Genomic DNA, 20,279 nt, shown 5'->3' with positions numbered 1-20,279 from the left:
TCGATGAAACGCTTCGCACTGGAAATCGGCCTCGCCGGGCTGTTGTTACTGACCTTGGGCGCCTGGTTGCTCGGACACGAAATGACCGGAACCTGGGTCGTCGGCTGCGTGCTGGCCATCACCTTCGTCAAAGGTCAGTGGTTGATCGACGAGTTCATGGAGCTGCGCCACGCTCCGCAGTGGCTGCGCTGGGTGATCAGTGGCTGGCTGGTACTGCTGGTGGGGATGACGGCGTTGTTTAATATCTGAGGCCACGGAAACCGGGACGCGGAGCGTCCCGGCAGGCATTCCCACGCTGGAGCATGGGAACGATCCACCAGGGAGCCAGCGCTCTATATCTGATGGCTCCCATGCTCTGCGTGGGAGCCCGCGCCGTGGACGCTCCAGCGTCCGAGCCCGCCGCTTGCAGAATGTCAAAACCGGGACACTCGAAGTAGCGCGCGCCTATGCTCGAGCGCCTGATGCCACGGGCCCATGCTGCTGTTCTTTCGCCGCTGCACCCAACCAACTGATCAGCCGCCACAGCCGCGTCGGCATCAGATCCGCATCCAGGCTGTCCACCAGATTCTTGATCGCCAGCCCCAGGTCGGTATCACCTTCGATGATCAGCCGACGGCGGAAGAACAAGGTATCCGGATCTTCCTGACGGCTGGCCAACAGCAGAAACTCCTTCCAGTTGCCCCGTATACACACGTTCACCGGTGAGTGCTTCTGCAAGCGCAGCCCCTTCTCAGCCCGCGTCAGACTCCAGCCCAGCCCGAGATCGGTTACTTCAATGCGCAGCCAGCGATCCTGCAGCACGTCGAATTCCCCGTCCTCCAGCGGCTGAGCAAACAGCCGTGCCATGGCCTTCTCGATCACCTTCTTCTGCACGATGAATGGCACATGCCGGCTCAACGGCAGCACCGGCGCCCCGGCGCGCAGCAATAGATTGGCTGCGTTCAGCATAATCCGACCTCCTCTACCCGCAGCATGCCCGCCTGGCCATGCCAATAACCATTACAGCCATCCAGCGCCAGCGGCGGATTCGCGCCCTGACGCACCGCATCAAACATCTGCACCACCTGCGCCATATCCTGCGCACGCGGGCTCAGCCGCAGCGCATCGATTCCCATACGCGCCATGCGTGCATATTCAGCCAGCAGATTGGTCGGCGCCGAAGACATGGTCTGAATGCCATTCAGCGTGAATACCGCCTGCCCCTCCTGACTCGTCAATGGCACCCCTTCGGGGTAGTTCTGGCAGATGAACCCACAATCATCCTTGGGCAGGTTCTCCGCACGGGCAGTGAAGCAGCGGGCAGAATAGGCAAGCGGCAGATGCCCCCAGGCAAATACTTCAATCTCCGGAAGGTCCAGGTCATTATCCTGCGCCTGCTGCATCAACGCCGCCAACAGGTCTGCGGAACACTCCACCGGCGGTACCCACCGGGTCATGCCATTGCGCGTCAGCTCTTCCAGGGCAAAGGCGTTGTACAGATTCAACGATGGACCACCGACGAACTCGACGCCCTTGCGGCTCAGGTAATGCACTGCGGCCATATCGTTGGCCTCGACCTTGATCTCGCCGTTCTCACAGAGTCGCCGCAGGCTCGACAACTCCGAAGCCGCCTCGATCAATGCCAGCCCCGACAACACCACCTCGGCACCGCTGGCCTCGCGCACATCGCGGGCCAATCCAACCCAGTCATCCAACGACAAGGCACGGCGTTTGGAGCAGACGGTTTCACCCAGATAAATCACATCCAGCGGTTGCTCACTCATGTCGGCATAGAAATCCATGATCTGCTGGCGATGCCAGTAAAACAAAATCGGACCCAGCGTCAGCTTCATCTTTGCTCTCCTACTGCCAGGCGCGGTGATACGCGCCCAGGGTGGTCTGGCTGCCCTCGGATACGCCATCCAGCACACGGCGCCAACGGTCTTCAACGGCAAACCGCTGCGGGTTGGCCTTGTAGCTGTCCAATGCCTGGCGCCAGACCCCAGTAACCTGTTCTGCATAGGCCGGACTACGCTGGCGACCTTCGATCTTGACCGCCTTGACGCCGATACTGGTCAGCTCGGGAATCAGATCCATGGTGTTCAGGCTGGTTGGCTCCTCCAGCGCGTGGAAACGCTTGCCGTGCACCATGAAGCGACCTTTGCACAGGGTCGGATAACCTGCTGCCTCATGCTCCTGATAGCGGTCGATCAGCACGCCGCTGAGCCGCGAGGTAAGCCCGTCAGGCTCCTCCTGCCAACGCACCGCGCGGGCAGGCGAACAGACACCGGACAGGTTCGGCGACTCGCCGGTGACGTACGAAGACAGATGACAGCGCCCTTCGGCCATGATGCACAGACTGCCAAAAGCGAAGACCTCCACCGGGACCGGACTGGATGCTGCCACCTGCTTCACCTGATTCAGGGACAGCACACGCGGCAATACCGTGCGACGGATGCCGTAGTGTTCATGATAGAAATTCAATGCACCGGCGTTGGTGGCAGAACCTTGTACCGACAGATGCAGATTGAGCGCAGGATAGCGTTTGCTGGCATAAGCCATGATGCCCGGATCGCCCACGATCAAGGCATCCACTCCCAGATCCGCCGCCTGATCCACCGCCCGCTGCCAGCGCCGCCAGCCATCCGGCAAGGCATAGGTATTGACCGCAATGAACAGCTTGCGGCCTTCCTTGCGGATCAACTGAAGCCCCTGCTCCAATTGTTTGTCGGTGAAATTGAGACCAGCGAAATGACGGGCATTGGTATCGTCGCGAAAGCCGGTATAGACAGCATCGGCGCCCTGACGCACCGCCGCCTTGAGAGCAGGCAGACTACCTGCAGGACAGACCAGTTGCATGGGAACTCCCTGTGATCAAAGACAGCCCGAGACTCTGCGCTCGATGGCGGTAAAGGTCTTTGATCAAGGTCAAGACAGGGGCATGACTCGGCCATATTCGGGGTACATACGGGCCTGCATGGGATGGGTGGGAGCGGCCGCTCCCACCAGATGAACAGCTTCCTACCTGGTGCGCAGGATATCCGCCGGGGTCAGGTAGTCGCTGCTGCTGCCACGCCGGTTCTGGGCGCCGTCAATTTCCAGGCGGGCGATGCTGCGCAGATGAACCTCGTCCGGGCCGTCGGCAATACGCAGGCAGCGCGAGCTGATCCACAGATCGGCCAGCGGTGTATCTGGCGTCAGGCCCATGGCACCGAACACCTGCATGGCCCGGTCCACCACCTGGCTCAGCATGCCCGGTACCACCGCCTTGATCATGGCGATTTCCTTGCGCGCGCCCTTGGCGCCGACGTTGTCGATCATCCAGGCGGTTTTCAGTACCAGCAACCGAGCCTGCTCTATCTCCATCCGCGAGCGGGCAATCCATTCGGATATGCTGCCATGCTGATGCAGATAGCGGCCAAAGGTCTTGCGCTCCTGAGCCCGGTCCACCATCAACTCCAGGGCCAGCTCGGCCATACCGATCGCACGCATGCAGTGATGCACCCGACCTGGCCCGAGGCGTGCCTGAGCCATCATGAATCCGTCGCCCTCGCCCCCCAGCAAATTGCCCACCGGCACCCGCACGTTGCGGAACACCAGCTCACTGTGCCCTTCGGGAGCCAGGTGATGCATGACCGGGATATTGCGTACCAGCTCCACGCCGGGCGTATTGAACGGCACTATGATCATGCTTTGCTGACGACGCGCCTCGCCATCCGGGTCAGTCTTGCCCATGACAATCAGAAAGGCACAATCAGGATGCGACGCATTGGTGATGAACCACTTGCGGCCATTGATTACATATTCATCACCCTCACGGCGGATCAGCGTCTGGATATTGCTCGCATCGGACGAGGCCACATCCGGCTCGGTCATGGCGAAGGCCGAGCGAATCTCACCCTTGAGCAACGGCTGCAGCCAGCGCGCATTCTGCTCCGGGGTAGCGAACATGTGCAAAAGCTCCATGTTGCCGGTATCCGGTGCGTTGCAGTTGAATACCTCCGAGGCCCAACTGACGCGGCCCATGATTTCCGCCAGCGGTGCATACTCGAGATTACTCAGCCCCTGCCCCGGTTCGCCGGCATGCAAGGAAGGGAGAAACAGGTTCCATAGCCCCTCTTCCTTCGCCAGCGCTTTCAAATCTTCCATGAAAGACACCGGAAACTGTCCGGCAGCAACTTCCCTTTGCCATTCGGCAAGACGCGGTACAATGTGTTGGTCGAGAAAACCGCGAACCTGTTGGCGGAGTGCTTCGGCTCTGACGCTGTAGGAAAAATCCATCCCATGACCTCCTCGAAAAGTGAAACCCGGCATTCATTGAACCGACATGCCGAGGGCTTACTCTCAAAGGCTAGGAGCGGGATGCTATTCTGGCTATCTTGTATCAGCGGCTGAATCATCACGATTCATGAAATGAATAATACGAATTGACTTAAATCAATTTTATTGATTCAGACTTGAAAAACCCAGCCTCGCCGCCATATAGAGAAAAGCTATCCGGTGCTTAGAGTGAATTCATTTTAAGTATCCATCCGACAGCTCTACTATAGACACTGTTTCCAACCCATAGACAAAAGCTCAACAAGGAGTCTTCAATGTCCGTTATCAACACTGAAATCAAGCCGTTTACCGCTGAAGCGTTCAAGAACGGTGAGTTCATCACCGTTTCCGACACCGACGTTAAAGGCAAGTGGGGCGTATTCTTCTTCTACCCAGCCGACTTCACCTTCGTTTGCCCGACCGAACTGGGCGACGTTGCTGACCATTACGAAGAGCTGCAGAAGCTGGGCGTTGAAGTTTACTCCGTATCTACCGATACCCACTTCACCCACAAAGCATGGCACGACAGCTCCGAGACCATCGGCAAGATCCAGTACACCATGATCGGAGACCCGACTCTGCAGATCAGCCGCAACTTTGAAATCCTGCGCGAAGATCAGGGTCTGGCTAACCGCGGTACTTTCATCGTTGACCCGCAAGGCGTCATCCAGGCGATTGAAATCACTGCTGAAGGCATCGGCCGTAACGCTGCTGACCTGCTGCGCAAGATCAAAGCCGCCCAGTACGTTGCAGCCCACCCTGGCGAAGTTTGCCCGGCCAAGTGGGAAGAAGGCGAAGCCACTCTGGCTCCTTCGCTGGACCTGGTTGGCAAGATCTAAGTCTGCCTGATAACCCGGCCCGCTGCGGCGCTCTGCGCCCAGTCGGCGGGCTGGGTTTTTTATATCCAGAATTCCTCCAAATCCACTTTTTCTCAAGGACACGCACACTATGTTGGACGCCAATCTGAAGAAGCAACTGGACACGTACCTGCAGAATATCGCCAAGCCGATAGAAATCAGCGTGTCCGTAGATGACAGCCCCAAGGGCAAAGAATTGTATGAACTCGCGGCCGAGATCGCCGACATGTCGGGCAAGATCGATCTGATCGCCGTGGAAAACAAGCGTACCCCGAGCATGGCCGTGGCAGAGGCCGGTCAAAGTCCCCGCGTACGTTTCGCCGGCATCCCGATGGGTCACGAGTTCACCTCTCTGGTATTGGCTCTGCTGCAAGCTGGCGGTCACCCGTCCAAGGCTGACCCGGCGCTGCTGGAGCAGATCCGCAACCTCGAAGGCGAGTTCCACTTCGAGACCTATATTTCCCTGTCCTGTCAGAACTGCCCAGATGTGGTTCAGGCGCTGAACCTGATGTCCACACTGAACCCGAACATCACTCACGTGATGATCGACGGTGCGCTGTTCAAGGATGAGGTCGAGAGCCGCCAGATCATGGCCGTGCCTACCGTATTCCTGAATGGTGAACATTTCGGACAGGGCCGCATGACACTGGCTGAGATCGTCAACAAGGTGGATAGCGGTGCTGCGCAACGCGTCGCTGCCGAGCTGAATGACAAAGCTCCCTACGAAGTACTGGTTGTTGGTGGTGGTCCTGCTGGTGCCGCCGCAGCTATCTACTCCGCACGCAAGGGTATCCGTACTGCGCTGGTCGCCGAACGCTTTGGTGGCCAGGTGATGGACACTGTTGGCATCGAGAACTTCATTTCCGTGCCCTACACCGAAGGCCCGAAACTGGTTGCCAGTCTGGAACAACACGTCAAGGAATATGACATTGACGTGATCACCGAACAGACGGCGGCCAAGCTGTCCAGCAACGGCCTGGTTGAGATCGAGCTGGAAAGCGGCGCTACCCTGCGCAGCAAGTCGGTCATTCTGGCCACCGGCGCACGCTGGAGAGAAATGAACGTGCCCGGCGAGCAGGAATACCGTGGCAAGGGCGTAGCCTACTGCCCGCACTGTGACGGCCCGCTGTTCAAGGGCAAGCGCGTTGCAGTCATTGGTGGTGGCAACTCGGGTATCGAAGCCGCCATTGACCTGGCCGGTATCGTTGAGCATGTCACCGTGCTGGAGTTCAGCGACACCCTGCGTGCTGACGAGGTTCTGCAGCGCAAGGCCCGCTCACTGCCGAACGTGAAGATCATCCGCAACGCCGCTACCACTCAGGTGCGTGGTGACGGCAACAAGGTTGTTGGTCTGACCTACACCGACCGCGCCTCGGGTGAAAGTGCTGACGTTGATGTAGCCGGTATCTTCGTCCAGATCGGTCTGATCCCCAATACCGACTGGCTGAAGGACAGCGACGTCAACCTGACCCGCTTCGGCGAGATCGAGATCGACGCTCGCGGTGCCACGTCGGTGCCCGGTGTGTTTGCCGCAGGTGATGTGACGACGGTGCCTTTCAAGCAGATCGTCATTTCCATGGGCGCAGGTGCCACAGCGTCACTGGCTGCCTTCGACCACCTGATCCGCACATCGGCTCCGGCTGAACAGGAAGCCTGATCAGGGATAAACACAAAGCCGCACCTTGAAGTGCGGCTTTTTTATTTCCGGCCGGTCAGTGAACCCAGTAACCCCCGCGCCAGTTCCCGGCCAATCTGCCTGGCCAGCGTCTGCAGCGTCGATCTAACCGTGCTATTGATCAACCCATCGAGCATGCCCTTCTCGGTCTTCTTTGCTGCAGACTTTGGCGTTTTCTGCGTTTTCTGCTCCTCTTCCTCCACCTGGGTCTGCTGGGCCCTGGTCGCCAACAGCTCATAGGCCGATTCACGATCAATACCACGCTCATAGCGCCCAGCCAACGGTGAGGAGCGGAATACCGCGTCACGCTCCCCCTCTGACAGCACACCAATGCGTGAACGCGGTGGTGCGATCAATGTCCGCTCAACCACCGAAGGACGGCCCTTCTCATCCAGGACGCTGACCAATGCTTCACCTACGCCCAACTCGGTCAGCACCTCCCGCGTATCAAATTCAGGGTTACTGCGAAAACCCTCAGCGACGGCCCTGAGCGCTTTCTGCTCCTTGGGTGTGTAAGCACGCAACGCGTGCTGAATACGCAATCCCAACTGAGCGAGCACCGCATCAGGCAGATCGCTGGGCGACTGGGTAACAAAGAAAACACCCACGCCCTTGGAGCGAATCAGACGCACAACCTGCTCAATGCGCTCATGCAATGCCTTGGGGGTACCCTTGAACAGCAGATGGGCTTCATCAAAGAACAAAACCAACCGAGGCTTGTCGGCATCACCCTGCTCTGGAAGCTGTTCATGCAATTCGGACAAAAGCCATAACAGAAAGGAGGCGTAGACCCGCGGTGACTCCTGAATCAACCTGCTGGCTTCAAGCAGGTGAATATGTGCGCGACCGGAAATATCACGCTGCATCAGATCAGCCAATTGCAACGCTGGCCCACCAAACAGACGCTCGGCACCCTGCTGCTCCAGGATCAGCAGGCGGCGCTGAATCGCCTGAATACTGGCGGTGGAAATGCCGCCAGACAGACTGGAAAGCTCTTGCGGATGCTTCAACAACCAATCCATCAATGCCTGCAGGTCTTTCAGATCCAGCAGCAACATGCCCTGTTGATCAGCCCAGGCGAAGATACCGTACAAGGCAGACAGCTGGTTGTCGTTAAGATCCAGCAGGCTGGCCAGCAGTAATGGCCCCATCTCACTGATGGTCGTACGCAGCGGGTGGCCGGCGTTATCGAGAATATCCCAGAACACCACTGGCGCCGAACCCGGCTGCCACTCCAGGCCCGGCATCTTGGCCAGACGCTGGTCAACCGGCTCGGATGGCACAGCCGCTACCGCCACACCAGACAGGTCGCCTTTGATATCAGCGGCAAAAACCGGAATGCCCGCATGGGCAAAGGTCTCTGCCAGTACCTGCAGGGTCACCGTCTTGCCGGTGCCTGTGGCGCCGGCAATCAAACCGTGACGATTACACATTTTCAGCGGCTGGGCTATCAATCGCCCTTGCGCACCGCCCAGCTGCAAATAGCTTTCCATCGAGTCATGCTCCTTCTTTCAGCCGAGCACCGAGTGGGGCGCGCCGTGAATCACCTGCTCTTCAGCTGGGGGCTATTGAATGACTTCAGTATCCCCAGCAAGTCGCAACGACTGATCTGCCCCACCAAACGGCCCTGCGCCATTACCGGCAAACGTCGGCGACTCTTTTTGACGAAATGCTCCGCCGCCTCGAGAACATTCGCATCGGCATCGATTGTATCGACTACCACGCTCATGAACGAGCCGACCGAACCACCCGTCTCCTCAAAATAGCTGCCAACAAGAATACCCCGCAGACAATCACTCTCTGACAGCACGCCGACCAGGTTACCACTGGCATCCAGTACCGAGGCACTGGAAACCCCATGCATCAGCAATAGCTCGACTGCCGTGAGCAAGTCGGTCCCCGGAGAAAAGGTCACCGCCTCGGAATTCATATAGTCGCGCACTTTCAGTGACTTGAGCATGCCGTCTCGCTCCCGCCTGTTATCGCCGGGGCATCAGGCAGGTCAAACTCAGCCAAACACCACGGTTTTATTATCGTGAACTAACACTCTGTCTTCCAAGTGATAGCGCAAACCACGGGAAAGCACCATTTTTTCTACGTCTTTGCCGAGACGAACCATGTCATCGGCGTTATGTCGGTGGCTGATTCGCACTACGTCCTGTTCGATAATCGGACCGGCATCCAGCTCTTCGGTAACATAGTGGCAAGTAGCCCCGATGAGTTTCACCCCACGCTGCGCTGCCTGATGGTAGGGGCGAGCGCCAACAAAAGAAGGCAGAAAGCTATGATGAATGTTGATCACTCGCCGTGCATATTGCTCACATAGATCGGCAGGCAAAATCTGCATATAGCGCGCCAACACAATACAATCGGCCTGCTGCGCATTCACCAGACGAGTAACTTCATCAAAGGCCGGCTTCTTGTCTTGCGGGTCAACAGGAACATGGTGGAAAGGTATGCCATGCCATTCGACCATACTGCGCAGATCATCATGGTTGGAGATAACACTGGTTATATCGCAATCCAACTCGCCGCTATGGAAGCGATGCAACAAATCAGCCAGACAATGTGATTCACGGCTGGCCATCAATACCACTTTCTTGCGTTGCGCGGAGTCACTGACATGCCACTCCATTTCATACTCTTCCGCGATGGGCGCGAATACAGCGCGCAAGCCGTCCACATCAAAGGGCAGCGAGTCGGCACGAATTTCGTGACGCATGAAGAACCAACCGGACAGGTTGTCAGAATGGTGGTTGGCTTCAGTGATCCAGCCATTGTGAGTTGCCAGCAGGTTACTGACCTTGGCCACAATCCCCACGCGGTCGGGGCAGGCAATTACCAATCGAAAGGTGCGCATCAAATCAACTCCACAGGGTCGGGCTACAGCTCGAAAGCGGCATATTCTACGCTGGGTCAAGGAAAATTTCAGCCGGTTCGCCGCATCAACTCAAAGAAAGCGGGAACTTATCATCTGTGTGTTTTCAAATTATTCAACGCTGTCTCAACGACGTATCGAAGTATTCAGATGCACCTTAACAAAAAGATTCATTTAAACAGGATAATAATGCTTTAACTTCTTGTGCATTCCTCCAGCCATAAACTATTATTACCCTCACTGATTCATATACTTCAAAAAGGAACCCACATGTCCATGTTGCAGGAATACCGCCAGATCAAAGAAACCATTCGCGATCTGACTGACCGTCTCAATTCACTGTCAAATGATGACAAGCTGAAGAAAGAACTCGAATTTGAAGAAAAGCTGAACAAGCTGATGGAACAGTACGGCAAGGGGCAGAAAGATGTTATCGCTCTCCTTGACCCGCAAAACAAGCTGTCCACCAGCAGTAAGGCCGCCAGTGCACCTGTTGTCAAACGGGCTCGCAAGGTAAAGCAGTACAAGAACCCGAACACCGGCGACATCATCGAAACCAAAGGCGGCAACCACAAGACGCTGAAAGCCTGGAAAGAACAGTACGGTGCGGAAACAGTAGAAGGTTGGGCAACCATTTTGGGCTGAGTTTCGACTCAGCGGGTTGATACCAAGAAAAAGCCCCTGCTATATGCCGGGGCTTTTCATTTTCAATTTATTCATCAGCGCCAACGCATATTCCTGCCATTGTCTGAGCAGTTCGCGCTGCGTCTCGTCCGCCCCACTCATCGCCTGTTCCATATCCTGCATGAACATTTCAAATGTAAGTGGCGCACCTGGTGCACGACCACTGAGTTTCTGGCCGCAGAAATAAAGCCACTCTTCGGCCTCAGCGACACTCAGAGATTCAGGAAAGTTACGCGCGCGATAGCGCTTCAATATGTCCACCAGGCGTTGATCCTGGAGCGGCCAATGTGCTGCATCCAGTGTTGCGCCATCAGCTTGCCGGATAGCCGGTAGCAACTGCCGATCTCCATTCGCCATGAACCCATCATACAGCTGCGTTTCGGGGTCCGGTTCGCCAGCATCGCTCTGGGTCGCCTGTTGGCGGTCAGTATATACCGCAGCCAGTTTCTGCTGTCCGGATAAACGCCATTGCGCCAGCCACTGGGCACGCTCGTTCAACAACGGCATATCCAGCTGCAGACGCTCTATATCCTGTGCACGCAATACTTTTGCATCAGCCAACACCGGACACTTGTTGATATGCACCAGCTTGAGGCCGGGGCGCTGTTCACCGGGTGCCAGCTGATCGTTGCGCGTATAAAGTCGCTCGCAGAGTTGCTCAGCCGATAGATCCTGCAACAGTTGCGGCTCGACAGCCAGGTCCCAGACAATCAACGCGTTGCGGTTACGCGGATGCCAGGCCAGCGGCAGTATCAACGCCAACCCTTTGCGTTCCCGACCGAAGCGCCCGGACACATGCACCAATGGCCGCACACTCTGCAGATCGATCAGCTCGCTGACCTTGTGTTTACTGCGCAGATCATAAAGATATTTGTACAATCGCGGCTGCGCCTGCTTCAGCAATCGGGCCATGGCGATCGTCGCTCGCACATCGGCCAGAGCATCATGCGCCTGACCGTGGTCGATACCATTGGCCGCGGTCAACAACTCCAGCCGCAGACTGGTGAACCCGTCCAGCTGCGGCCAATTGATGCCATCAGGCCGTAGCGCATGGGCGGTGCGCAGCGCATCCAGAAGATCCCAGCGGCTGTTGCCTCCCTGCCATTCCCGCGCATAGGGATCAAAGTAATTGCGATACAGGGAGAAGCGCGTCATTTCATCGTCATAACGCAGGTTGTTGTAACCTGCGGTACAGGTTCCCGGTGCGGCCATCTGCTCATGCAGCAGATGGATGAACTGTGCTTCCGGCAAGCCGCTCAACGCGCGCTCTGGACTGATGCCGGTAATCAGGCAAGCCATGGGATGGGGCAGAATGTCCTCGGAAATCCGACAGTCGATGCAGAGCGGCTCCCCGATTTCCTGCAGATTTTCATCCGTACGGACACCGGCCACCTGCAATGGACGGTCGCGTCGAGGATCGATACCAGTGGATTCGAAGTCGTACCAGAAGATGCTTTTGCTCATGAAGGGGTCCTGAAGAAGCCTGACGGCAAACGCGGTTCTTGGCACGTTTGCGATAATACCGGCAGGGTAACCTACGCCGGCCGGTCAGGCATCCACTGCATGCACGAATGTGAAGTAGCGCTGCAATGCATCCGCCAGATTGGCAAAAACCTGCGTATTCTCCACGACACTGAACCCGGCATCGTAATGGCCGGGGGTCAGATCCGGGCGGCACCAGCGGCTGAGCGCACGAAAAACCAATGTCTGCACTTCCTCTTCGGTGGCCGACGGCAAGTGCAACTGCATATCGTATTCCGCGCCAAGCATGACCGGCAGCGGGCTGATCAACATGAAACCGTTACAGGAAACATTACCCATGCCCCCCATAAACCGCCCCGTATGACTGTTATACACATTCAGGTAGGCGGGCAGCTGATGTCGCGTGATTCTGCGGCTGAACTGATCAGAAGGTTCGGGCCTCGCGCCATGGTAAGAAGTACTTTGCATAATCAGCGATGTTCCTGTTTTTCGGCTAGCAAGAGCCCCTGCTGCCCGACGTCCGTCACCGACAGAAAATACCCACGGCCATCAACATCCACCCAAAAGTCGAGTTCCCTCTGGGCGGGTAGGTGATTGAAACGCGGTAATGAAATAGCAATAGCTGAGCGCATCATGTGGCTTCCCTGTGCCGGCTCATCCCTGGAAGAGGCTGCGTACAGAATAGACCAGCTGCATACATAGGCCAAGCCCTGTGCGCAAAACACAATACCCCGTTCAGGCGAGATTGATCTACATCAGCGCTATACTGCAGAAAATGGCTAAGGTTGGAACAATCCGACAGAAACCCAGCAGAAATGAGGGACAGCGCAATGAATATTGAGCACATCCTGGTGGTAATCGACCCGACCAGCGATACGGATCAACCCTGTTTGCGGCGGGCCGAACAACTGGCTGAACATTATCCTTCAGCGCGTTTCACGTTGTTTCTGAGTGATTATATCCCTGCGCTCGATGGCGGCGTGTTGTTCGATACCGACAGCCTGGCCAATGCTCGCAACACTTTGCTTGGTCACCGCGAAAAATGTCTGGAGCAGCTGGCGAAACCGTTGCGGGCCAAGGGTTTTACGGTGAATACCTCGGCCGTCTGGGGGAAACGCCATGAGCGACACATCCTGCGAGCCATCCACGAGCAGCGGCCGGATGTGGTACTCAAGACCACTCATCATCACAACCTGCTGAAGCGTCTGGTGCTGACCAACACCGACTGGTATCTGATCCGCCATTGCCCGGCGCCGCTGTGGCTGGTCAAGCAGCCGGAGGGCAAATTGAAGGTATTGGGCGTCAGCGTCGACCCCCTGCACGAGGCGGATAAACCCGCCGCGCTCGACTACAAACTGCTTGCGACCGGGCGCTCACTGGCGGCAGCGACGGGCGCTGAGGTTCAGGCGCTGCATTGCTACAACCCCCTGCCCCACACCCTGGCATTCGATACCGGTCTGGTGGCGAATTATGATGGGTATGCGGCGCAGGTGCAGGAGCATCACGCTACTGCCTTCAGTGAGTTTTCCAGCCAGGCCGGGATAGCTCCGGCAGAACAGCATCTGTTGCGCGGCTATCCTGAGCAGGCGGTCCCGGCTTTTGTCAAACAGCAGCAAGTCGACCTGCTGATCATGGGTGCCATTTCCCGTTCACGTCTGGAAAGCGCCCTCGTCGGGCATACTGCCGAACGCCTGCTGGATGAGGTGCCTTGCGATGTGCTCATCGTCAAGCCGGATGGCTTTGTGGATCCGTCAAAACCGAACTGACCCTGTGCTGGGAAGCGTTGATCGGAAGGCATTGTGTGTCTGCGCGTTCGGCACCCCTGCTGGACCGGACACGCACAAGTACGTCCCTGTAGCTCGCGGTTGCCATCCCTGGCAACCGACGGTCCGCTCCAGCAGGGGTGCCGAACGCGCTTACGAGCCTTGCGTATGATCAACGCTTCCTCTCGACCAGCATCTCTCTTACCACGCAACCACCTATAAGACAGCCCCTTGGGCAAACTCCCGACAAAGCCGCGTGATACCAGCCCAATCTCCCGCCTCCACCATGGCCACCGGCGCCATCCAGCTGCCGCCGGTGGCCATCACATTGTTCAGCGCCAGGTAATCCGGCAGAGTCCGGGTTGTTATCCCGCCGGTCGGGCAGAAGCGCACGTCATGAAAGGGCCCTGAAAAAGCCCGTAGCAATGCCACGCCGCCACAGACTTCCGCGGGAAACAGCTTGAAATGGCGATAGCCCAGGCGATAACCCATCATGATTTCCGAGGCCGTCGCCACCCCCGGCAAGAGCGGCACCGGACTATCCAGCCCCAGAGTCAGCAACTCTTGAGTGCTACCGGGGCTGACCACAAACTTCGCTCCAGCATCCAGCACCGATTGGAACTGACGTCCATCCAGCACGGTGCCGGCACCCACGCACAGCTCCGGCCGTTGTGCCGTCAGCAGACGGATAGCCGATAACGCCAACGGCGTGCGCAGCGTGATTTCCAGGTTGGTGATACCGCCGGCAGCCAGTGCATCAGCCAACGGCAGCACGTCCTCCTCACGCTGAATGCTGAGTACCGGCAGGATGCGCTGCCCGGTAAACATCTGCTCAAGGGTTCTGGTGTTTTCAGTCAATCTCATTCAAGGGTCCGGGTGCCTCAAGGGCTGTAGAAAATATCCATGGAAGGCGTGAGAAAAGCCGCAATCGGCAATGCCAGCGGATCTCTCACTTCCAGTGCGGTAGCCAGTTGTCGACGCTTGTCCTCACCGGAGACTGCCAGAATCTTGCTGCGCGCCTGGTTGATGACCGCTGCGGTCATGCTCAGTCGAGCCAGCCGTTGGTCTGTCTCGGGCACCGCGATGCACAGCTCCGGTGACTGCTCGGACAGGTAATCCGCAAGCTTCGGCATATGTGGAAACAGCGAGGCAGTGTGACCGTCTGGCCCCATGCCAAGCACCACCACGTCCACCGGCATCAGCGTTTCGAACATGGCATGGCAATGCTGGGCATCGGCCTCCGGGCTTCGGCCCTGATATAGGGGTAACCAAGTGGCACGTTGCAACACCTGCGGCATGCAACGTTGAATCAAGCCAGCATTGCTCTGCTCATGCTCCGCTGGCACCCAGCGTTCGTCCACCTGGGTGATAGTCACTTTTTCCCAGTCGAGCGGACTCTGCTCCAGTCGTCGCAGAAACAATTCAGGGCCGCGTCCGCCGGAAAGCGCCAGGCTGGCATGCCCGCGTTGTTCGATGGCTTCCTTGAGCAGCGACACTATATGCGTGGCCACCGCCTCAGCCTGCAACTGCGGCGAGGCTGCAGTGTACCAACCCAGCCCGTGGGAACTGGCCTGTTCTTCGATCATCATATTGTCCCTCCATCGGCCTGAATCAGGCTATCAGTAAAACAGCTGGCGCCCTGCTCCGCCGGGCTGGCAGTGCTGCGCGCAAACGCAAACAGCTCACGGCCCCATCCCCGCCGGACCGGCTGTGGATGCACGGCTGGGGTTCGGCTTTGCCATTCGGCCTCCTCCACTCGCACCCGCAAACGGCCCTGGCCAGCATCGAGATCAAGCAGATCACCATCGCGCAGCCGCGCAATGGGGCCACCCGCATGAGCTTCGGGACTGACATGAATGACCGCCGGCACTTTGCCCGATGCCCCGGACATACGACCATCCGTCACCAGCGCCACCCGTAGACCACGGTCCTGCAGAATACCCAGATAGGGAGTGAGTTTATGCAGCTCGGGCATGCCGTTGGCCGCCGGTCCCTGGAAACGAATGACGACTATCACATCACGCTCGAACTCATTGTTCTTGAAGGCGTCGACGAAAGCTTCCTGGGTCGCGAAGATCCGGCATGGCGCACTGATCTGCCAATGCTCGGGGCTGACAGCAGATACCTTGATCACACTCCGACCGAGATCACCTTCCACCAGTCGCAACCCACCATCAACGTTGAATGGAGTCTGCCGTTTGCGCAGGATGCTGTCATCAAGGCTGGCCTTGGGGCCATCGCGCCACGCCAGACGACCATCATCCAGCATCGGCTCTTGGGTATAGCGCTGCAAACCGGGACCGGCGATGGTATTCACATCGGCATGCAGCAATCCGCCTTCCAGCAGCTGGGCAAACAAAAAAGCACTACCGCCCGCTGCCTGAAAGTGGTTCACGTCGGCCTGACCATTGGGATAGATCCGCGCCAGTGTCGGCACTACCTCGGACAACTGGGCCATGTCACTCCAGTTCAATTGCAAGCCGGCACATTGGCCGATCGCAATCAGGTGCAATGTCAGGTTGGTCGAGCCGCCAGTGGCCAGCAAGACCACCAGCGCGTTGATCAAGGCACGCTCATCCAGAATCGATGCCAGACTCCCGTCCCCTGCCCGCGCCAGCCGCGCCGCCTGCTCAGCCACATGGACAGTCAGTGCGTCACGCAATGGGGTGCCCGGATTGATGAAGGAGGCACCGGGCAATTGCAGCCCCATGGCTTCGAGGAGCATCTGGTTGGTGTTGGCAGTGCCGTAGAAGGTGCAGGTGCCGGGCGCATGGTAGGCCTTGCTTTCAGCATCCAGCAGTTCCTCGCGGGTGGCCAGGCCTTCGGCGAAACGCTGCCGCACCAGGGCCTTCTCGCTGTTGGGCAGACCTGAGGGCATAGGTCCGGCAGGTACAAAGAGTATCGGCAGATGACCAAAGCGCAACGCGCCCATCAATAGTCCCGGTACGATCTTGTCGCAGATACCGAGACACAGCGCGCCATCGAACATGTTGTGCGACAAGGCGATCGCCGTGCCCATGGCAATGACATCACGGCTGACCAGCGACAGTTCCATTCCCGGTTCGCCCTGGGTGACACCATCGCACATAGCCGGCACACCACCAGCGACCTGTCCGGTAGCGCCGAAGGCACGCAGGGCTTCACGGATCTGCGCAGGATAGGTTTCATAGGGCTGATGCGCCGACAGCATGTCGTTATAAGCGGTCACCATCCCGATATTCACTTCATCGACCATCCGCAGGCGGTCCTTGTCCGCCGCCGAGCACCCGGCCATGCCGTGGGCAAAGTTGCTGCAGGACAGGTCGCGGCGCCCCCGCGGCCGCGCCGCCGCCTCGGCCATCTGCTGCAGATAGGCCGCGCGTGACAGCCGACTGCGCTCCACCAACCGCTCGGTAACCTCGATTACACGGGGATGCATACATTTCTCCTGTCAGACCAGTGTCATGTTGGCTTCTGCCTGTCATACATAGAGCGTATGATCTATTGTAAGCCACTGAAATGTAACTCAAGGGAAAACATTCATGACCCTGCGTCGCACCAAGATCGTTGCCACCCTCGGACCTGCCAGCAGCACTCCGGAACGTATAGAAGCCCTGATCAAAGCCGGGATGAACGTAGCCCGCCTGAATTTCTCCCATGGCACCCATGATGAACACCGCGCCAGAGCACTGCTGGTACGCGAGATTGCCGCGCAACAGGGTACCCATGTTGCGCTGCTGGGTGACTTGCAGGGTCCGAAGATCCGCATCGCCCGTTTCAAGGACGGCAGGATCCACCTGAATGTGGGCGACAAGTTCCGCCTGTCCACCAGCCATTCGCTGGATGAAGGTAATCAGGATGTCGTGGGCATCGATTACCCGCAACTGGTATCCGACTGCCGCGCCGGCGATGAATTGCTGCTGGATGATGGCCGCGTAGTGTTGCTGGTAAACAGTGTGACAGCGGACGAAGCACTCTGCACCGTTACCGCTGGTGGCCCCCTGTCCAACCACAAGGGCATCAACCGGCGCGGTGGCGGCTTGTCTGCCGCAGCACTCACCGACAAGGACCGTGCCGATATTCTGCTCGCGGCCGAGATGAAAATGGAATACGTCGCCGTGTCCTTCCCGCGCGACGCCAAGGACATGGATCAGGCCCGCAAACTGGTCACCGACGCCGGCTCCCAAGCCTGGCTGGTCGCCAAGATCGAGCGTGCCGAAGCAGTGGCCGACGAGGCTACGCTGGACGGTCTGATCGATGCCAGCGACTGCGTCATGGTTGCCCGTGGTGACCTGGGCGTGGAGATCGGTGATGCCGAACTGGTCGGTATCCAGAAGATCATCATTGCCCGTGCTCGACGCAAGAACAAGACAGTGATCACCGCTACACAGATGATGGAGTCCATGATCAGCAGTCCGCTGCCGACCCGGGCGGAAGTCTCTGATGTGGCCAACGCCGCGCTGGACTACACCGATGCGGTCATGCTCTCGGGCGAAACTGCCGCCGGCGACTTCCCGGTGGAAGCCGTAGCTGCCATGGACCGCGTCTGCCGCGGCGCTGAGAAGAACCCCACCAGTCAGCAGTCCGGCCACCGCCTGAACATGGAGTTCGAGCGTTGCGATGAAACCATCGCGCTGGCGGCCATGTATGCAGCCAACCACTTCCCCGGTGTCACTGCGGTGATCACCCTGACCGACAGTGGCTATACCCCGCTGATCATGTCGCGCATCCGCTCGCACCTGCCGATCTACGCCTTGTCGCCCAGCGCCCAGACCCTGGGTCGGGTGGCGCTGATGCGCGGCGTGCAGAGCATTGCCTTCAACCCCAGCGAGATGCCGTCCAGTGAAGTAAACCAGCATGCAGTCAACAAGCTGCTGGAGCTGGGACACGTCAAACCGGGCGACTGGGTGGTGCTGACCAAGGGCGACGTCTACAACTCGCGCGGCGGTACCAACTCGATGAAGCTGCTGCATGTGGGTGAGCAACTCGTCTGAGCGCTGTCACACACGCGATGAGCAGATAGCACGCACAAAAAACCCGGTCTTCGAACCGGGTTTTTTGTGCGCCTCAGATATTACTGCACTTCCACCGCCAGACTGTCAGCAATCTTCTGCTTCCAGATCTGCGGACCGGTGATATGCACTGACTCACCGCTGCTGTCGACTGCCACTGTGACCGGCATGTCCTGCACGTCGAATTCGTAGATAGCTTCCATGCCCAGCTCCGGGAAGGCCAACACCTTGGCTTTCTTGACTGCCTGGGATACCAGATAGGCAGCGCCGCCGACAGCCATCAGATACACCGCCTTGTTATCTCTGATGGCGTCAATGGCGGTGGGACCCCGTTCGGATTTACCGATCATGCCCAGCAACCCGGTCTGCTCCAGGATCTGGCGAGTGAACTTGTCCATCCGTGTGGCCGTGGTCGGGCCGGCTGGTCCAACGGCTTCGTCACGCACCGGATCAACCGGGCCGACGTAATAGATGAAGCGGCCTTTCAGATCCACCGGCAGTTCTTCGCCCTTGTTCAGCATATCGACCATGCGCTTGTGCGCAGCATCACGACCAGTCAACATCTTGCCGGACAACAATACTGTCTCGCCGGTTTTCCAGCTCAGCACGTCTTCAGGGGTCAGCGTATCCAGGTTGACACGACGCACACCGCTGCCGACTTCCCAGGTAATGTCCGGGTAGGCATCCATGGGCGGCGGAGCCAGTTCGGCCGGACCACTGCCATCAAGTACAAAATGCGCGTGACGGGTGGCAGCGCAGTTGGGGATCATGCACACCGGCAGGCTGGCGGCGTGGGTCGGGTAATCCATGATCTTGATATCCAGCACCGTGGTCAGGCCACCCAGACCCTGAGCACCGATGCCCAGTCCGTTGACCTTGTCCATGATTTCCAGACGCAGTTCCTCGACGCGATTCTGCGGGCCGCGCTGGCGCAGCTCGTGAATGTCGATCGGCTCCATCAGTGATTCCTTGGCCAGCACCGCAGCCTTCTCGGCGGTACCGCCGATACCGATGCCGAGCATACCCGGCGGACACCAGCCGGCACCCATGGTCGGTACGGTGTTGATCACCCAGTCGACGATGGAGTCGGATGGGTTGAGCATGACCATTTTCGCCTTGTTCTCGGAACCGCCACCCTTGGCCGCAACATGGAATTCGACAGTATCACCGGGGACCAATTGATAGTGGATCACCGCCGGCGTATTGTCCTTGGTATTGGTACGCTTACCCGCCGGGTCGGCCAGGATGGAAGCGCGCAGCACGTTCTCGGGCAACTGGTAGGCGCGACGAACACCTTCGTTGATCATGTCGTCAATACCCATGGTCGCACCGTCCCAACGGACGTTCATGCCGACCTTGACAAATACGGTGACGATGCCGGTGTCCTGACAGATGGGCCGGTGGCCAGTGGCGCACATGCGCGAGTTGATCAGGATCTGCGCCATGGCATCACGCGCCGCCGGGGACTCTTCACGCAGGTAGGCTTGATGCACAGCCTGAATGAAATCTACGGGGTGGTAATAGGAGATATATTGCAGTGCACCGGCAACGCTTTGGATCAGGTCATCTTGCTTGATTACGGCCATTCTCGGACAGGCTCCTCTATAGGCTTGCTGGCCGCAGGCTCGCCGAGGAATGGCGATGCGACCA

General features: G+C 58.3%; 20 protein-coding genes. 6 read left to right on the top strand and 14 right to left on the bottom strand.

Annotated features, from left to right (window positions below):
• Positions 1 to 3 precede the first annotated feature (3 nt).
• Positions 4 to 249, top strand: a complete 246-nt coding sequence (locus INT39_RS14920) for a cytochrome C oxidase subunit IV family protein (protein WP_193074788.1) — start codon at positions 4 to 6, stop codon at positions 247 to 249.
• Positions 250 to 444: 195 nt separating this feature from the next.
• On the opposite strand, the gene ubiT is transcribed toward INT39_RS14920, so the two are convergent.
• The 4 genes from ubiT to INT39_RS14900 form a co-directional block, all read right to left on the bottom strand.
• A complete protein-coding gene (gene ubiT / locus INT39_RS14915) occupies positions 445 to 948 on the bottom strand; it encodes a ubiquinone anaerobic biosynthesis accessory factor UbiT (RefSeq protein WP_193074787.1) in 504 nt (167 codons plus the stop codon).
• The gene (locus INT39_RS14910; RefSeq protein WP_193074786.1) at positions 942 to 1,832 is read right to left on the bottom strand and encodes a U32 family peptidase; all 891 of its coding nucleotides are present in this window, start codon (positions 1,830 to 1,832) and stop codon (positions 942 to 944) included. Before INT39_RS14910 ends, ubiT begins: the two co-directional genes overlap by 7 nt.
• 10 nt (positions 1,833 to 1,842) lie before the next feature.
• Entirely contained in the window at positions 1,843 to 2,838 is a 996-nt protein-coding gene (gene ubiU / locus INT39_RS14905) for a ubiquinone anaerobic biosynthesis protein UbiU (RefSeq protein WP_193074785.1), read from the bottom strand.
• Between the two features lie 162 nt (positions 2,839 to 3,000).
• Positions 3,001 to 4,260 (bottom strand): acyl-CoA dehydrogenase family protein, encoded by a 1,260-nt coding sequence (locus tag INT39_RS14900; RefSeq protein ID WP_193074784.1) that lies wholly within the window; start codon positions 4,258 to 4,260, stop codon positions 3,001 to 3,003.
• A 314-nt stretch (positions 4,261 to 4,574) separates the two neighbouring features.
• On the opposite strand from INT39_RS14900, the gene ahpC reads away from it, so the two are divergent.
• Both ahpC and ahpF read left to right on the top strand, forming a co-directional pair.
• A complete protein-coding gene (gene ahpC / locus INT39_RS14895) occupies positions 4,575 to 5,138 on the top strand; it encodes an alkyl hydroperoxide reductase subunit C (protein ID WP_193074783.1) in 564 nt (187 codons plus the stop codon).
• Between the two features lie 109 nt (positions 5,139 to 5,247).
• Positions 5,248 to 6,813, top strand: coding sequence for an alkyl hydroperoxide reductase subunit F (gene ahpF, locus INT39_RS14890; protein WP_193074782.1), 1,566 nt, complete (start codon positions 5,248 to 5,250; stop codon positions 6,811 to 6,813).
• A gap of 41 nt (positions 6,814 to 6,854) precedes the next feature.
• Here ahpF and INT39_RS14885 read toward each other — a convergent pair whose 3' ends face one another.
• The 3 genes from INT39_RS14885 to purU are packed head-to-tail and all read right to left on the bottom strand — an operon-like array spanning position 6,855 to position 9,691.
• Positions 6,855 to 8,324, bottom strand: a complete 1,470-nt coding sequence (locus tag INT39_RS14885) for a helicase HerA-like domain-containing protein (RefSeq protein ID WP_193074781.1) — start codon at positions 8,322 to 8,324, stop codon at positions 6,855 to 6,857.
• 50 nt (positions 8,325 to 8,374) lie between these two features.
• The gene (locus INT39_RS14880) at positions 8,375 to 8,791 is read right to left on the bottom strand and encodes a CBS domain-containing protein (RefSeq protein ID WP_193074780.1); all 417 of its coding nucleotides are present in this window, start codon (positions 8,789 to 8,791) and stop codon (positions 8,375 to 8,377) included.
• 48 nt (positions 8,792 to 8,839) lie between these two features.
• Complete coding sequence (purU, locus tag INT39_RS14875) at positions 8,840 to 9,691, bottom strand: formyltetrahydrofolate deformylase (protein WP_193074779.1); 852 nt, start codon at positions 9,689 to 9,691, stop codon at positions 8,840 to 8,842.
• A gap of 288 nt (positions 9,692 to 9,979) precedes the next feature.
• Here purU and mvaT point away from each other — a divergent pair, with 288 nt between their 5' ends.
• On the top strand, positions 9,980 to 10,354 hold the full coding sequence (gene mvaT / locus INT39_RS14870; RefSeq protein ID WP_193074778.1) for a histone-like nucleoid-structuring protein MvaT: 375 nt from the start codon (positions 9,980 to 9,982) through the stop codon (positions 10,352 to 10,354).
• 39 nt (positions 10,355 to 10,393) lie between these two features.
• Here the strand turns inward: mvaT and sbcB are convergent, their stop codons facing one another.
• The 3 genes from sbcB to INT39_RS14855 form a co-directional block, all read right to left on the bottom strand.
• Positions 10,394 to 11,857, bottom strand: a complete 1,464-nt coding sequence (gene sbcB / locus INT39_RS14865) for an exodeoxyribonuclease I (RefSeq protein ID WP_193074777.1) — start codon at positions 11,855 to 11,857, stop codon at positions 10,394 to 10,396.
• An 84-nt stretch (positions 11,858 to 11,941) separates the two neighbouring features.
• Positions 11,942 to 12,343: a PilZ domain-containing protein gene (locus tag INT39_RS14860; protein WP_193074776.1), complete on the bottom strand. Its 402-nt coding sequence runs from the start codon at positions 12,341 to 12,343 to the stop codon at positions 11,942 to 11,944.
• A gap of 2 nt (positions 12,344 to 12,345) precedes the next feature.
• Positions 12,346 to 12,510 carry a hypothetical protein gene (locus INT39_RS14855; RefSeq protein WP_193074775.1) on the bottom strand — a complete coding sequence of 55 codons (165 nt, stop codon included), beginning with the start codon at positions 12,508 to 12,510 and terminating at the stop codon, positions 12,346 to 12,348.
• A gap of 195 nt (positions 12,511 to 12,705) precedes the next feature.
• Here INT39_RS14855 and INT39_RS14850 point away from each other — a divergent pair, with 195 nt between their 5' ends.
• Positions 12,706 to 13,641 (top strand): universal stress protein, encoded by a 936-nt coding sequence (locus INT39_RS14850; RefSeq protein WP_193074774.1) that lies wholly within the window; start codon positions 12,706 to 12,708, stop codon positions 13,639 to 13,641.
• Between the two features lie 213 nt (positions 13,642 to 13,854).
• On the opposite strand, the gene INT39_RS14845 is transcribed toward INT39_RS14850, so the two are convergent.
• The 3 genes from INT39_RS14845 to edd are packed head-to-tail and all read right to left on the bottom strand — an operon-like array spanning position 13,855 to position 17,056.
• Complete coding sequence (locus tag INT39_RS14845; protein ID WP_193074773.1) at positions 13,855 to 14,502, bottom strand: bifunctional 4-hydroxy-2-oxoglutarate aldolase/2-dehydro-3-deoxy-phosphogluconate aldolase; 648 nt, start codon at positions 14,500 to 14,502, stop codon at positions 13,855 to 13,857.
• A gap of 17 nt (positions 14,503 to 14,519) precedes the next feature.
• Complete coding sequence (gene pgl / locus INT39_RS14840) at positions 14,520 to 15,227, bottom strand: 6-phosphogluconolactonase (RefSeq protein ID WP_193074772.1); 708 nt, start codon at positions 15,225 to 15,227, stop codon at positions 14,520 to 14,522.
• Positions 15,224 to 17,056 (bottom strand): phosphogluconate dehydratase, encoded by a 1,833-nt coding sequence (gene edd, locus INT39_RS14835; RefSeq protein WP_193074771.1) that lies wholly within the window; start codon positions 17,054 to 17,056, stop codon positions 15,224 to 15,226. The genes pgl and edd overlap by 4 nt, the downstream gene beginning before the upstream one ends.
• A gap of 103 nt (positions 17,057 to 17,159) precedes the next feature.
• Here edd and pyk point away from each other — a divergent pair, with 103 nt between their 5' ends.
• Positions 17,160 to 18,611, top strand: a complete 1,452-nt coding sequence (gene pyk, locus INT39_RS14830; protein WP_193074770.1) for a pyruvate kinase — start codon at positions 17,160 to 17,162, stop codon at positions 18,609 to 18,611.
• Positions 18,612 to 18,691: 80 nt separating this feature from the next.
• Here pyk and INT39_RS14825 read toward each other — a convergent pair whose 3' ends face one another.
• The gene (locus INT39_RS14825; RefSeq protein WP_193074769.1) at positions 18,692 to 20,215 is read right to left on the bottom strand and encodes a fumarate hydratase; all 1,524 of its coding nucleotides are present in this window, start codon (positions 20,213 to 20,215) and stop codon (positions 18,692 to 18,694) included.
• Positions 20,216 to 20,279 lie beyond the last annotated feature (64 nt).

This window comes from Pseudomonas sp. FME51 (genome assembly GCF_014897305.1).
This window is presented reverse-complemented; position numbering and strand designations above follow the sequence as displayed.